A 12,926-nucleotide genomic window follows, 5' to 3' on the forward strand; every position below is an offset into this window, starting at 1 on the left:
GTCACGCGCTGGCCTGACCCTGCGGGTCGAGCAGGCGATGCAGATGCACGACGAAATAGCGCATATGCGCGTTGTCGACGCTGGCCTGCGCCTTGGATTTCCAGGCGTTCAGCGCCGACTGGTAGTCGGGATAGATGCCGACGATGTCGAGTGCATCGAGATCGCGGAACTCGCTGCCGCCAAGTGACGTCAGTTCACCACCGAACACCAGGTGCAGGAGCTGTTTCTTTCCGTCTTCCCCGGTCATGTCCGTCCTTCACATCATGTGATTTGGTGCTTGGTCTAGACCAAAGCCGCTAATTTTGAAACCTATGAAACGCCTCAGCCGGCGTGGCCGGAAATCACGCTTGCCATCATGGCAAGCATTTCACCACTTCCGGCGGCCAGCGCACCATGGCTGACCTTTTCCTTGCCGAAGGCAGGCGTGGAACCCTGGCTGTCGACCAGCCGCCCGCCGGCTTCGCGCAGGATGAGCTCGGCGGCGGCGATGTCCCAGTCATGCGCATTGGGCTTGACGAAGGTGGCGTCGAGGCTGCCTTTGGCGATCATCGCCAGCCTGTAAGCCAAGGAAGGGATGTAGGCGGTGCGCTTCAACCGCCCCTGCCAGGCCTGCGGCACAAGATCCTGCAGGGCTTTCGGGCCAGCCAGCTCAGCAACGGCCGGAATGTCGCGGACCTTGACCCGCTGGCCATTGAGGAAGGCGCCTGTGTCGGGCGTCGCCCAGTAGGTCTCATCAGCCGCGGGGCATTCGAGCACGCCGGCGATCGACTTGCCGTCTTCGACCACGGCCACACTGACACACCAGAATTTCTGACCGTCGAGAAAACCGCGCGTGCCATCGATGGGATCGACGACGAAGATACGGCGCGCCTTCAGACGCTCCGGGCCGTCAGCGGTTTCCTCCGACAGCCAGCCATAATCAGGCCGGGCCGCCAGCAGCGTGTTGCGCAGATAGGTGTCGGCGGCATAGTCGGCTTCGCTTACCGGAGAGGTCCCGCCCTTCATCCACACTTCCGGGTTCTTGCCGAAATAGCGCAGCGCGATCGCGCCAGCCTCGCGCGCGGCGTCGCGCAGCAAGGCAAGGTCTTCATCGGCGCTGGTGAGGCCGGCTGCGTCAACTTCCGGCAAGGGTCATTCCTTCGATGAGCAGCGTCGGCGCGGCGGTGCCATATTCGCGGTCGAGATCGTTGGCCGGCACCAGGCCAAGGAACATCGTCTTGAGGTTCGAGGCGATCGTCACTTCCGACACGGGATAGGTGAGTTCGCCGTTCTCAATCCAGAATCCTGAGGCGCCACGGCTGTATTCGCCAGTCACCATGTTGACGCCTTGCCCAAACACTTCGGTGACGTAAAAGCCGGTCTTCAATGCGCCGATCAGCTCTTCTGGCGAGCGCTCGCCAGGCTCGATGGCGACGTTGGTGGAGGACGGCGACACCTGCGAGCCGCTTCGTGCGCCACGGCCATTGGTGATCAGCCCGAGTTCACGCGCGGCCGATGTCGACAGGAACCAGTGGTTCAAGACACCTTTCTCGACCATCAAAAGCTTCTCGCCGCCGACGCCTTCACCATCGAAGGGCCGCGACGCCTGGCCACGCCTGCGCAGCGGCTCGTCGGTCACGGTGATCGCGGCAGAAGCCACCTGCTTACCCATCATGTCGCGCAGGAAAGAGGTCTTGCGCGCCACCGAAGCGCCGTTGATGGCACCCGCCAGATGGCCGGCAATGCCACGCGCCACGCGTGGATCGAACACGACGGTGATCGTACCGGTCGGCACCTTGCGCGCGCCGATGCGCTTCACCGCCCGCTCGCCGGCGCTGCGGCCGATCGCTTCGGGATCGTCGAGGTCGGCGAAATGCAGGCGCGACGAATAATCGTAATCTCGCTCCATGCCGGTGCCCTCGCCCGCGATCACGCTGGCAGAGCGAGAGAAACGCGTGGCGGCATATTGGCCAAGGAAGCCGTGCGAGGTGGCAAGCACCAGACCGCCCATGCCCGCGCCGGCGGCGCTACCGCCCGAATTGGTCACGCCCTTGACCGCAAGGGCTGCCTCTTCGGCGGCAAGCGCGTCCTCGCGCAGCCGGTCGGCGGCGATTTCCGTCTTGTCGAAGAGATCGAGATCGTTCGCGCCATTCGCAAGCAGCGATGGATCCGCGAGACCTTGATAGGGATCTTCCGGTGACACCTTGGCCATTGCCACTGCCCTTTCGGCAAGCGGCTTCGGATCCGAGGCCGCGGTTGCCGAAACGGAGGCGACGCGATTGCCAACGAAAACGCGCAGCGACACGTCTTCGCTTTCAGACGCGTTGGTGTTTTCCACTTTGCCGAGCCGAACCGAAACGCTGGTCGAGCGGCCGAGCACCACCACGGCATCGGCGGCATCGGCGCCGGCCTTCCTGGCGGCGTCGACAAGCGCGGCGACGCGATCGGTCAATTTCGAGGTGTCGAGCGTATCGGCCATGCTGCTTTCCTACTGTTTTGCGGCAGCGTCCATGCGCCTGCGCCGCAGCTCCATCTATTGTCCCCGCCCGGTCTGCGCAATGCCGAAAGCCAATCCGCCGCAGTTCAGGACAGGTCGCTATGCCTGTGCGGGGCTCACGAATTGTTCACTCCATCGGCACAGCCCATCCGCGCCGGCACAAAGTGCAGCTCCGCTTTCCGTCAGCGAATAGACGACCTTGGCCGGCAATCCCGGATAGGCCTGTCTTTTCACGAGCCCATCGGCCTCCATTTCGCGTAGTTGCTGCGCCAGCATCTTTTCGCTGATGTCCGGGATCGAGTGCCGCAGCCGGCCGAACCTGCGCGGCGCGGCAGAAAGCGCACACAGGATATCGATCTTCCATTTGCCCGCGACCATTTTCATCGCGATCAGAAAGCCATTGTCCGGAGGCTTGTCCATCCCCGTTCTCCTTACTGGCAGGTAACCACTTACGCTTCCGTGCGTATTGGCCTCACCGCTTCCACCTCATAGCTCTCGGCCAACGGCAAGAAAGCCGCCTGTTCAGCCGATATGGAGTGTCGCAATGAAGCCTGCAATCACTGTTTTGGGAACCGGACGCATGGGGTCGGCGCTCGTCCACGCACTCTTGAAGGCAGGACACCGCCCCGTGGTCTGGAACCGAACCTTGGAAAAAGCCACGCCGCTGGCCGCCGCCGGCGCCGTTGTTGCAACGTCGGTGCGAGAGGCAGTCGAAGCGGCCGAAATCATCATCGTCAACGTAACCGACTATCCGGCGACCGCCGCACTGCTGCGCGGTGACGTCGCCACGGCTCTTCGCGGCAAGCTGGTCGTGGAACTGACCTCCGGTACGCCGCATGGTGCCCGAGACGCTGGTGAGTGGGCCGCAGCGCATGGTGTGAGTTATCTCGACGGTGCGATCATGGCCACGCCGGACTTCGTCGGCACGGAGCACGGCACCATCCTGGTCTCGGGACCGCGACAGGCCTTCGATCGGAACAAGGACATGTTTCGGGCATTGGGCGGCAATGTCCAGCATGTCGGCGAGGACCTCGGGTTGGCGAACGCACTGGACAGCGCCTTGCTCGCCCTGATGTGGGGAGCACTGTTCGGCGCGTTGCAATCCATCGCGGTGTGCCGGGCCGAAAGGATCGATCTCGGCGAACTGGCAAGGCAGTGGACAGCAACCGCACCGGTGGTCCAGGGGTTGGTCGCAGACCTGATCAAGCGCACGGCGGCGGGACGGTTGGCGGCAGACGACGAGACGCTTTCGTCGCTCTCACCGCACTACAGTGCTTTCCAGCATCTGGTGGAGTTGATGGAGGTGCGCAAGATCGACCGCACGGTGGTTGATGGTTATGATGCCATCTTCCGGCGGGCGATCGCTGCCGGTCACCTGCATGACGATTTCGCGGCGCTGTCGCAATTTATGGGAAAGGCCGGATAGATGTCGTTGACGCATCTCATCGACACATATTGCGCATCCTGGTCCGACCGGGATGCCGAACGGCGGCGGACGCTGCTGCTGTCGGTGTGGGGCGAAGGCGCGACCTACACCGATCCGACTGTTCATGCCGACGGCGCGAACGACCTGCTGGCGCACATCGCAGGAATCCAGGCGAGATATCCGGGCGCCCGCATCTCCCGAACAAGCGATGTGGACATTCACCACAACATTGCGCGCTTCGCCTGGAAGTTCGCACTGCCGGATGGATCGTCCTTTCCAGAAGGCCTCGACATCGCCTTCATCGATGCTGGTCAGGCGCGCATAACCCGCGTCATCGGCTTTTTCGGACCGTTGGCGGTAGCGTAACCCCCGGCTTCATCTCGATCGGATGTGCGAGGATGATGTTTGCGGCGGGCTCTCGCATGTGGTTGTGTTCCGATATCCCTATGGCTCAGACGCGAAAGGTTCGAACCATGACACCCTTCCACCTCGCCTTTCCCGTCCGCGACCTGAACGAGACACGCGCTTTCTATGGCGAAATTCTCGGCTGCAGCATCGGGCGCTCGTCCGATACCTGGGTCGATTTCGATCTCTACGGCCACCAGATGTCCGCGCATCTGCGTCCGGATGCAGCTACGGCGCAGCGCGACGGTGCAGTCGATGGCTTCGCTGTGCCGATCCCGCATTTCGGTGCCGTGCTCTTGATGGACGAGTGGGAAAAGCTCGCTGCCCGCCTCGTAGCCCGCGACGATATTGATTGGCTGGAACGGCCGATGGTGCGTTTCAAGGGTCAGCCAGGCGAACAGGCCACGCTTTTCATACGCGACCCCTCCGGTAACGCGCTGGAATTCAAAGGTTTCCGTTCACTGGAACAGATATTCGCGCACTGACGGTCGGGCGAACAGCCGAGAAGCTATACCTGTGGTTCGCGCCGCGCTTCCAGCGCGGCCTCAACAGCACGCTTGACCTCTTCCTTCACCGCGGCGGTTTCGGCCATCACCGCGTCGATCTTCATGAAATCGAGCACGCGGAAGCGCGACACCGGCGGGCGGATCAGGATGTCGGGGCGACACTGCGTCAGCTTGTTGGCGATGATCGACTGCATCAGCAACTGGGTCGCGCCGAACATAAGGTCGATCGACGTCGGCCGCTTGCTGCCCTCTTCCGGGCCACCGACGACATCGATTGCAATGGTGATGTCAGCGGATCCCTCGACCAGGTCGAACGGCACGGGATTGTAGATACCGCCGTCGATCAGCATACGACCGTCGCGCATAACCGGCCGGAACACCGCCGGGATCGCCGCTGATGCCGCCAGCGCCGAATGCAGATCGCCGCTGTCGAACACCGCGAGCTTATGACCGAAATAGTCGGTCGCCGTCACCTTGAGTGGAATTTTCAATTCCTCGAAGCGAGCCGGCACGATTTCCGGCAGAAAGGCCTTGAGGATGCGCTCGATGTTGAATTGGCCGACCCGCAGGCCGCCTTCCATCGCCTCGGCGAAGGTGCCAGGACGCGCGCGCCACATACGGCTCGCCACCTGTGCCCGTGTACCGAGGATGGAGCGTGCATAGTCATGGATTTCGCGACCGCTCATGCCTGAGGCAACGCCTGCCCCCATCAGCGCACCGATGGAGGAACCGGCTATCGCGACTGGCTTGATGCCGAGTTCGTCCAGCGCTTCGATGACATGGATATGCGCAAGGCCGCGCGCGCCGCCACCGCCGAAGGCGACGGAGAAGGAGGGGCTCACCCCTTGCCACCCGTGGTGAGCGCAGGCCCCACCACCAGGATCGCCGGATCGACTGTCAGCAATTTCTTGGCCACGGCCTTCACCTCGTCGAGCGTCACGCCGTTGATATAGGCAGCACGGCGCTGGATGTAGTCAATGCCGAGTTTATCGAGTTGCAGTTCCACCAGCGTGTTGGCGATGGAACTCGACGAATCCAGATTGTTGATGGCGTAGGCGCCTATGAGGTTCTTCTTCACCGCCGCCAGTTCCTGGTCGGTCGGTCCTTCGCTCGCCAGGCGCTGCACCACGTCGCGTACGATCTTCAAAGTTTCGGCAGCGCGGTCCGAGCGCGTCGCCGTACCGACGGTCAACAGCGTCGAATAGCGGCGGTCGACCAGCGACGAGGAGACGCCGTAGGCAAGCCCGCGCTTCTCGCGCACTTCCTGATAGAGACGGGACGTGTAGGCCTGACCACCCAGTATCTCGTTGAGCAGAGCGGCGGCATAGAAATCCGGCGCGTCGCGCGCGACACCCGGGAATGCCCACTGCAGCGAGGTTTGCGGCTGGTCGTAATTCACCTCGATGGTCTGTCCAAGCTTGAGATCGACATCGGCAAGAGGTCGCAATTGCCGCTTTTCCGGCAGACCGCCGAAAATTTCGTCGAGCTTGCGCTTCAGCGTTTCGGCATCGATCGCGCCGACAACCGCAACATGCAGGCCATCGCGACCGAACATCGCCTTATGGAAAGCGCGCAAATCGTCCTGACCGATCGCCGCCACGCTCTCCTTGGTGCCGTTTTCCGGATTGGCATAGGGATGGTTGCCGTAGAGTACCTTGCGCCATTTCGCCTGGGCGATGGTTTCGGGGTTGCGCGCATTGGCCTCGATGCCGGAAATGATCTGCGCCCGGATGCGCTCCACCGGCGCGGGGTCGAAACGCGGCTCCTCGATCGCCATTTTGAGCAGGCCAAGCGCATCGTCGCGCTTCTCTGCCAGCATGCGCATCGTTCCGTAAAAGCCGTCACGGGTCTCTTCGAAGCTCATCTCGGCGCCGACATCGTCGAGCTTGATCTGGAAGGCATCGCTGTCGAGATCGCCAGCCCCTTCGTCGAACAGGCCGGCCATCAGATTGGCCGTGCCTTCCTTGCCGGCGGGGTCCTGGCTGGCGCCGCCGTCGAAGACGAAACGCATTGTCACGATCGGCACGGTGTAGTCTTCCACCAGCCAGGCGGTGATGCCTTTGTCGGACTTCACCTCCTGGATATTCATGGCAGCCGAAGCGGCGAATGCCGGCAGAACGAGGAAGATCAGGCAAAGCAGCAGCCTGACAGTCGGACTGATCGCGCGGGCATACGCAAGATTCGATACCGGCATCGCTCAGTTCTCCGCCTTGGGCAAGAGATAGCCCGTCACCACCTTGTCGAGGAGCAGATAGCGTTGTGCAGCCGCCTTGACCTCGTCGGCGTCCACCTTGCGGATCCGCTCCGGCCATTCTTCGACATCCTTGATCGTGCCGCCGGTGGTCAGCACGTTGCCATAGATATTGGCCATTGAATCCTGGCGGTCGCGGGCAAAGATCATCGCGCGGATGTAGCGGTTCTTGGCTCGTTCCAGCTCGTCGACGCTGACACCGTCGCGCGCGATCTTTTCGATTTCCACGCCAACGGCTTTCTCGACATCCGCAAGCTTGGCGGTGCCGCGCGGCGTCGCATAAGCGGCAAAAACCGTGTCGTCCAGCGCCCTGCCCTGGAAACCCGCGCCGACGCTAGCCGCGACCCCCTGCTTGACGACGAGCTGCTGATAGAGGCGGCTGCGCGAGCCACCGCCGAGGATTTCACCCAGCAGGTCGAGCGCTTCCGCTTCCCCTGGCTTGGCGGTGTTGTAGGACGGCACGACCCATTGCATGGAAAAATTCGGCACGCTGACGCGCGCATCGGCGAGCGTCACCGAACGTGCCGTCGTTTTTTCCGGTTCCTTGGGGCGGATGCGAGGCGGCAGATCCGGTCCGCGTGGCACCTTGCCATAATTCTCCTCCGCCAGTTTGCGCACCGCCTCAGGCTCGACATCGCCGGCGACGACCAGTACGGCGTTGTTCGGCGCGTAGTAGCGATCATAGAACGCCTTTGCGTCGACCCGGTTGAGCTGTTCTATTTCCTGCATCCAGCCGATGACCGGGATGCGGTAAGGCTGGTTCATGTAAAGCGTTGCGTTCACCGCCTCATCGAGCTGCGCCTGCGGGTCGTTGTCGATGCGAGAGCGGCGCTCTTCCATGATGACGTCGCGCTCGGTGGTCACGGCCTCGTCGCTCAGCACGAGGTTGCGCATGCGATCCGCCTCGAAACCCATCATCTGGCCGAGTGCCGAGGGCGGCACGGTCTCGTGGAAAGCGGTGAAATCGTAGGAAGTGAAGGCGTTGTCGTTGCCGCCGATATCGGCAACGGCCTGGTCGAGAGCACCGGCTGGATGATTGCTGGTCGCCTTGAACATCAGGTGCTCGAAGAAGTGCGCGATGCCGGACTTGCCGGGCGGTTCGTCGGCACTGCCGATCTTGTACCACACCATATGGGTAACGATCGGCGCACGATGATCTGGAATGACCACCACCTGCATGCCGTTGCCCAGCGTGAACTGGCTGATCGTGCTTTCGGGAGGTGCCTGCTCGGCCAGCACCGGCGTTGCCATCAAGACGCTCAGAGCAATTCCAGCAAAAGTGCGAAGCGGTTTTGCGTCTGGAATTGCGTCAAAGCAAAAAGCTAGAGCATTTCCGCGTTTCCGTGAAAAACGGAAACGCTCTAACGATACCGCAAGCACAATGCGGCGCGGCCAATCTTTTCGAGTTCTCACCGACCGCTCCGCTTGGCTGCAATCATGCGCTTTCGCCGATTCTCCTTGCATACTCCTGCCCGTCTTGCCGCAAATATGGGCCGAAGTCAGGCCGCTGCGCGAAAAGGTCCAGGTCAGGCCGCCTCGATGAAGCGAATGACGGTTTCGCCGTAGTTGCGTTCGTCGATCACCGAAAACCCCGCCCCTGGCTGGAACGGTACCGCAGCCGATTCCTCAACCACGCAAAGCGCACCCGGCACCAGCCATCCGCCGGCGCGCGCGGATTGCAGTGCCTGTTCGCCCAAGCCCTTGCCATAGGGTGGGTCAGCGAACAGCAGGCCAAATGGCGCTATGGTACCGGCCTCTCCAAGCTTCGTGGCATCGCGGCGAAAGATCTTCGTTCGGCCGGTAAGATCGAAGGCCTCGACATTGGAGCGGATAAGCCCGCGCCCTTCCGCCGATTCCTCAATGAAGACCGCATAAGAAGCGCCACGCGACAGCGCCTCGAGGCCAAGCGCACCGGTGCCGGCGAAGAGGTCGAGCACGCGCGCGCCCTCGATCTTCTCCTCAAAACGATGCGCCAGCACGTTGAAGACGGCTTCCCGCGCGCGATCGGTGGTCGGGCGAATGGACTGATCACGCGGCGTCGCCAACGGTCGCCCGCGAAATTCACCACCGACAATCCGCATCAGCGCGACCTTGGGCCTTTACCTGGCCCCTTGCCGCGCGGCGAAGCGCCCTTGCTGTCAAAGGAGCGGCCGCGCGGACCACCTTTGCCAGTATCGGACTTTTCCGGTCGCTCCGTCTTAGCGCCCTGCGGCCTCGCACCAGGGGCCATCCACACATTGGCGCGGCGCTGACCGGGCGGATCGATCGGCCGCTGCTCGCGCTCGCCCTTCTTCGGGCCACGCTCACCGAAACCTTTGCCGGAACCACCCTTGCCAAAGCCGCCACGGTCGCCGAAACCGCCACGATCCGGCTTCGTCGAAAGCTTTCCGAGCGCCTCGTCACGGCTGCCTTCGCGACGCTTGCGTGCCTTGATCAGGCCGCCCTCGCCCGCTGGACGATGGTCGCCATCGCGCAACGGCCGCGCACGCGGCGCATCTTCCTCGCGCCGCTCGGTGCGGCGCACCGGCTTGTTTGAGAAGGGGGTAGTGATGTCGGCGTCGAAATTGGCGCCGGCTTCTTCGATCAGCGTTTCGCCAAGCTGTTCGCGTAGCGTACGGCCCTTGATCTCCTGCACATGACCTTCGGGCAATTCGCCAAGCTGGAAGGGACCGTAGGAAATACGGATCAGCCGTGCCACTTCAAGGCCGAGTGCACCGAGGATGTTCTTGACTTCTCGGTTCTTGCCTTCGCGCAGGCCAATGGTCAGCCAGGCATTGGTGCCTTGTGTGCGCTCCAGAGAAGCTTCGATAGCACCATAGAAAACGCCGTCGACGGCGATACCGTCCCTGAGGTCGGCCAGCGCCTGTTCCTCGACCTTGCCATGCACACGCACCCGGTACCGGCGCAGCCAGCCGGTCGCGGGCAGTTCCAACACACGCGACAGCCCACCGTCATTGGTCAGCAGCAGGAGGCCTTCGGTGTTGATATCGAGGCGGCCGATCGTCATCAGCCGCGGCAATTCGGCTGGCAGCACGTCGAAAACGGTCTTGCGCCCTTCCGGATCGCGGTTGGTGGTCACCACGCCGGCTGGCTTGTGGAACAGGAACAGACGCGTACGCTCGATCGGCGGAATTTCCGTATTGTCGAGATGGATGACGTCATTCGCCGCCACGTTGAACGCCGGCGAGGTCAACACCTTGCCGTTGACCTTGACGCGACCGGCAGCGATCAGCTCCTCGGCGTCGCGCCGGGAAGCGATGCCCGCACGGGCCAGCCGCTTGGCGATACGCTCGCCAGCCTCGGTGGCCTCAGCCGAAACGCGGGAATGCGCGGCATCTTCGCGGCGCGGACCCTTGTCGAAGGGACGTTTCGGCGCACCCCCTTCGCGCTTCTGGAACGGCTTGCGCTCACCATCGAACTCGCGCTTCGGGCGCTCGAAACGGCGCTCGCCGCGCTCGCCGTTTTCATTGTCGAAGCGGCGCTCAGGGCGTCCGCCATCGAATTTACGCTCGCCACGCTCGAAACGGCCGGGACGCGGATTGCCCGTACCTTCCCGCTTCTCGTAGGGCTTGCGATCAGGACGAAAGCCGCCTTCGGGACGCGGCCCGCGCGGACGGCCGCCACCAAAGTCGCGCTTTGGTCGCTCGGCATCCGCCGCACGGTCCTCGCGTGGCGTATAGGGTTTGCGTGGACCGTCGCGCTTGACGAAAGGCTTGCCTTCGCCACGTGCCCCCTTCTCAAAAGGCCGCTTGCCGAACGAACCGCCGCCTTCCCGCTTCTCGTAAGGCTTGCGGTCCTGCCGGAACTCACCTTCGGAGCGTACACTGCGGGTACGATCGCCGAAATCGCGCTTTGGCCGCTCGCCCTCAGCCGCGCGGTCTTCGCGCGGTGCGTAGGGTTTGCGGGGACCGTCCCGTTTGACGAAAGGCTTGCCTTCGCCGCGCGCACCCCTCTCGAAAGGCCGCTTGCCGCCATCCTCGCGCTTCTGCCACGGCTTGCCGCCGCCCGGCTTGAAGTCGCCGCGGGGCCGTTCGCCTGCTGCCTTGTCGCCGTCAAAACGCTTGGCAGACGGCTTCTTGCCGAAACCAGGCTTTCCACCTTTGCCGGAATCGCGGCTGCGTGGGCCGTCTGTTTTGGAACCGCGCGACCGCGGCGGCTTGTTGTCTTTGTCGTCCATCTTGCCTTGCTCGCTAGAGCGGAATGCGGTTGGCAGTCTGCTCTATCTCTTTGTTTTACCGCATGACCTTTGTCCGAAAAGTCTGCCTTTTCGGGATCATGTTCTGCGCAGTCACGGCGCCGCGCGTCGGAAACGACGCGTCAGGACGCTGTGACGCTGCTGTTGTGCGCATGATCCGGTTCGAAAATCGATATCGGTTTTCGAAGTCGCGCGCTAGATAACAGGATCGCTGCCGGGTGGCGAGGACTATTCTAAGCCCATTGGAGCGCCATGCGTCCATTCGGACGCGCGAAGGACGCTCTAACACTTTTGAAGCTGCGCAGCGTGCTTCCGAAATCGATTCCGATTTTTGGGGGCCGATGCGCTAAGGAGCAGAAATCGCGTGAAACGACCGGATTTCATGGCAGCCGCGCTGAAGGAAGCTGAAGCCGCCGCTGCGCGCGGCGAGGTGCCAGTCGGCGCGGTCATCGTCCATGGCGGCACAATTGTCGCCGCCGCAGGCAACCGCACACGGGAACTGTCTGACCCGACCGCGCACGCAGAAATGCTCGCGATCCGTGAAGCGAGCCAGAAACTCGCCAGCGAAAGGCTGACCGGCCACGACCTTTATGTGACACTGGAACCGTGCGCGATGTGCGCCGGCGCGATCTCGTTCGCCAGACTACGGCGGCTTTATTTCGGTGCCGCGGACGAAAAAGGCGGCGCGGTGGTCAACGGACCGCGCTTCTTCGCTGCTCCCACCTGCCACCATGTCCCGGATGTCTATGCCGGGTTTGCCGAGACGGAGGCCTCCGCCATTCTCAAGGATTTCTTCCGGGATCGCCGCTAAAGCAGCTCCAGGAAAATGTATGGCTTTCCGGAAGCACAGGGATCTGGAGCGTTTCATGGCTCCGCGAAACAGCAACCGCTCCAACGAAAAAACGCCGCTGACAGGGCCAGCGGCGTTATCGTGACGGCTTATCAGCAGCCTAGTTCCACCAGTCGAACCAGCCCGACTTGCCGCTCTTGGCCTGGGCTTCCTTCTTCAGGCGCCGTTCCTTCTTGTATTCATCCTCGCCAAGCTCGCCCTGCGGCGCGGTATCGGCCGCGGTGCGATAAGCCGCCGGCGGATCGGTGAGGTACCTGCGAGTCGTCGGTGTGCTCTGTTGGCTTTCGGCGACACGCTTTGCCACTTCGGCGCGGCGGGCAACGGCTTGGCCGCTGTCCGGGGGCGGCGGATGGCTCGAACCCGATTCGGCCATTGCCCTGCGCACGGCGACCGGGTCGGTCTGCACGTCGTCGGCCAGAATGCCGGGCTCGTAGTTGGGGTTGTTTTCGTTGGCAGTCGCCTCGGCGCGCAGGCGCGCGCGGCGCTGTTCCGGCGATTCCGGCCACTCGCCGCTCGCAGTCTGCGTGATCGAATCCTGCGGCGCCGGCAGCGCTTCCCTCGTGCCAGCCTTCGGCTTCACCAGCGTTGCGCGTGGCTTGTAGTCGATGGCGTCACGCTTTTGAGGACGCAGCGAAATCGCATTTGAAACGTCGCCGAGCAGTTGTTCACCCGCTGGCGTCCCCGTGCCATAGGTCGGTGAACCCACACAGCCAGCCAGCGCGAGTCCGGACGCCATGAGCGGCACGAGAACCAACGCACGCGCGTGGTGTCTTTCGGTCATGCTGAATTTTATCACTCTCGACCTCTGGCCAGCCCC

14 protein-coding genes are annotated in these 12,926 nt (G+C 63.0%); 4 read left to right on the forward strand and 10 right to left on the reverse strand.

All coding sequences use genetic code 11. The features are described 5' to 3' along the window. Window position 1: 1 nt before the first annotated feature. The 4 genes from AO692_RS15975 to AO692_RS15990 form a co-directional block, all read right to left on the reverse strand. Window positions 2-247 (reverse strand): DUF4170 domain-containing protein, encoded by a 246-nt coding sequence (locus AO692_RS15975; protein ID WP_054311030.1) that lies wholly within the window; start codon window positions 245-247, stop codon window positions 2-4. A gap of 74 nt (window positions 248-321) precedes the next feature. Beyond that, window positions 322-1,128 carry a 3'(2'),5'-bisphosphate nucleotidase CysQ gene (locus tag AO692_RS15980; protein ID WP_054311031.1) on the reverse strand — a complete coding sequence of 269 codons (807 nt, stop codon included), beginning with the start codon at window positions 1,126-1,128 and terminating at the stop codon, window positions 322-324. Next, window positions 1,115-2,458, reverse strand: a complete 1,344-nt coding sequence (locus AO692_RS15985) for a TldD/PmbA family protein (protein WP_054311032.1) — start codon at window positions 2,456-2,458, stop codon at window positions 1,115-1,117. Before AO692_RS15985 ends, AO692_RS15980 begins: the two co-directional genes overlap by 14 nt. Window positions 2,459-2,575: 117 nt before the next feature. Beyond that, window positions 2,576-2,896 (reverse strand): helix-turn-helix domain-containing protein, encoded by a 321-nt coding sequence (locus AO692_RS15990; protein ID WP_054311033.1) that lies wholly within the window; start codon window positions 2,894-2,896, stop codon window positions 2,576-2,578. A gap of 124 nt (window positions 2,897-3,020) precedes the next feature. Here AO692_RS15990 and AO692_RS15995 point away from each other — a divergent pair, with 124 nt between their 5' ends. From AO692_RS15995 to AO692_RS16005, 3 genes are all read left to right on the forward strand, one after another. Further along, window positions 3,021-3,902, forward strand: a complete 882-nt coding sequence (locus AO692_RS15995) for an NAD(P)-binding domain-containing protein (protein WP_054311034.1) — start codon at window positions 3,021-3,023, stop codon at window positions 3,900-3,902. Then, complete coding sequence (locus tag AO692_RS16000; RefSeq protein WP_054311035.1) at window positions 3,903-4,268, forward strand: hypothetical protein; 366 nt, start codon at window positions 3,903-3,905, stop codon at window positions 4,266-4,268. A 107-nt stretch (window positions 4,269-4,375) separates the two neighbouring features. After that, on the forward strand, window positions 4,376-4,792 hold the full coding sequence (locus AO692_RS16005) for a VOC family protein (RefSeq protein WP_054311036.1): 417 nt from the start codon (window positions 4,376-4,378) through the stop codon (window positions 4,790-4,792). Window positions 4,793-4,815: 23 nt separating this feature from the next. On the opposite strand, the gene AO692_RS16010 is transcribed toward AO692_RS16005, so the two are convergent. The 5 genes from AO692_RS16010 to AO692_RS16030 all read right to left on the reverse strand — a co-directional run bounded on the left by AO692_RS16010 (window position 4,816) and on the right by AO692_RS16030 (window position 11,241). Then, a complete protein-coding gene (locus tag AO692_RS16010) occupies window positions 4,816-5,655 on the reverse strand; it encodes a patatin-like phospholipase family protein (protein WP_054311037.1) in 840 nt (279 codons plus the stop codon). After that, window positions 5,652-7,007 carry a pitrilysin family protein gene (locus AO692_RS16015; protein ID WP_054311038.1) on the reverse strand — a complete coding sequence of 452 codons (1,356 nt, stop codon included), beginning with the start codon at window positions 7,005-7,007 and terminating at the stop codon, window positions 5,652-5,654. Before AO692_RS16015 ends, AO692_RS16010 begins: the two co-directional genes overlap by 4 nt. Window positions 7,008-7,010: 3 nt before the next feature. Continuing rightward, a complete protein-coding gene (locus tag AO692_RS16020; RefSeq protein ID WP_054311039.1) occupies window positions 7,011-8,315 on the reverse strand; it encodes a pitrilysin family protein in 1,305 nt (434 codons plus the stop codon). A 275-nt stretch (window positions 8,316-8,590) separates the two neighbouring features. Continuing rightward, window positions 8,591-9,145 (reverse strand): 16S rRNA (guanine(966)-N(2))-methyltransferase RsmD, encoded by a 555-nt coding sequence (gene rsmD, locus AO692_RS16025; RefSeq protein ID WP_054311040.1) that lies wholly within the window; start codon window positions 9,143-9,145, stop codon window positions 8,591-8,593. Further along, entirely contained in the window at window positions 9,145-11,241 is a 2,097-nt protein-coding gene (locus AO692_RS16030) for a pseudouridine synthase (protein ID WP_054311041.1), read from the reverse strand. Before AO692_RS16030 ends, rsmD begins: the two co-directional genes overlap by 1 nt. 382 nt (window positions 11,242-11,623) lie before the next feature. Between AO692_RS16030 and AO692_RS16035 the strand changes: the two genes are divergently transcribed. Next, a complete protein-coding gene (locus AO692_RS16035) occupies window positions 11,624-12,070 on the forward strand; it encodes a nucleoside deaminase (RefSeq protein WP_054311042.1) in 447 nt (148 codons plus the stop codon). A 139-nt stretch (window positions 12,071-12,209) separates the two neighbouring features. Here AO692_RS16035 and AO692_RS16040 read toward each other — a convergent pair whose 3' ends face one another. Further along, entirely contained in the window at window positions 12,210-12,890 is a 681-nt protein-coding gene (locus AO692_RS16040) for a hypothetical protein (protein WP_152979854.1), read from the reverse strand. Window positions 12,891-12,926 lie beyond the last annotated feature (36 nt).

Source organism: Mesorhizobium sp. 1M-11 (genome assembly GCF_001303895.1).
Classification (GTDB): Bacteria; Pseudomonadota; Alphaproteobacteria; order Rhizobiales; family Rhizobiaceae; genus Mesorhizobium.

Excerpts from the sequence above, each read along its gene's own strand:
- AO692_RS15975 (WP_054311030.1), bottom strand. The coding sequence starts at position 247 with ATGACCGGGGAAGACGGAAAGAAACAGCTCCTGCACCTGGTGTTCGGT.
- AO692_RS15985 (WP_054311032.1), bottom strand. The coding sequence starts at position 2,458 with ATGGCCGATACGCTCGACACCTCGAAATTGACCGATCGCGTCGCCGCG.
- AO692_RS15990 (WP_054311033.1), bottom strand. The coding sequence starts at position 2,896 with ATGGACAAGCCTCCGGACAATGGCTTTCTGATCGCGATGAAAATGGTC.
- AO692_RS15995 (WP_054311034.1), top strand. The coding sequence starts at position 3,021 with ATGAAGCCTGCAATCACTGTTTTGGGAACCGGACGCATGGGGTCGGCG.
- AO692_RS16000 (WP_054311035.1), top strand. The coding sequence starts at position 3,903 with ATGTCGTTGACGCATCTCATCGACACATATTGCGCATCCTGGTCCGAC.
- AO692_RS16005 (WP_054311036.1), top strand. The coding sequence starts at position 4,376 with ATGACACCCTTCCACCTCGCCTTTCCCGTCCGCGACCTGAACGAGACA.
- AO692_RS16015 (WP_054311038.1), bottom strand. The coding sequence starts at position 7,007 with ATGCCGGTATCGAATCTTGCGTATGCCCGCGCGATCAGTCCGACTGTC.
- AO692_RS16020 (WP_054311039.1), bottom strand. The coding sequence starts at position 8,315 with ATGGCAACGCCGGTGCTGGCCGAGCAGGCACCTCCCGAAAGCACGATC.
- rsmD (WP_054311040.1), bottom strand. The coding sequence starts at position 9,145 with ATGCGGATTGTCGGTGGTGAATTTCGCGGGCGACCGTTGGCGACGCCG.
- AO692_RS16030 (WP_054311041.1), bottom strand. The coding sequence starts at position 11,241 with ATGGACGACAAAGACAACAAGCCGCCGCGGTCGCGCGGTTCCAAAACA.
- AO692_RS16040 (WP_152979854.1), bottom strand. The coding sequence starts at position 12,890 with ATGACCGAAAGACACCACGCGCGTGCGTTGGTTCTCGTGCCGCTCATG.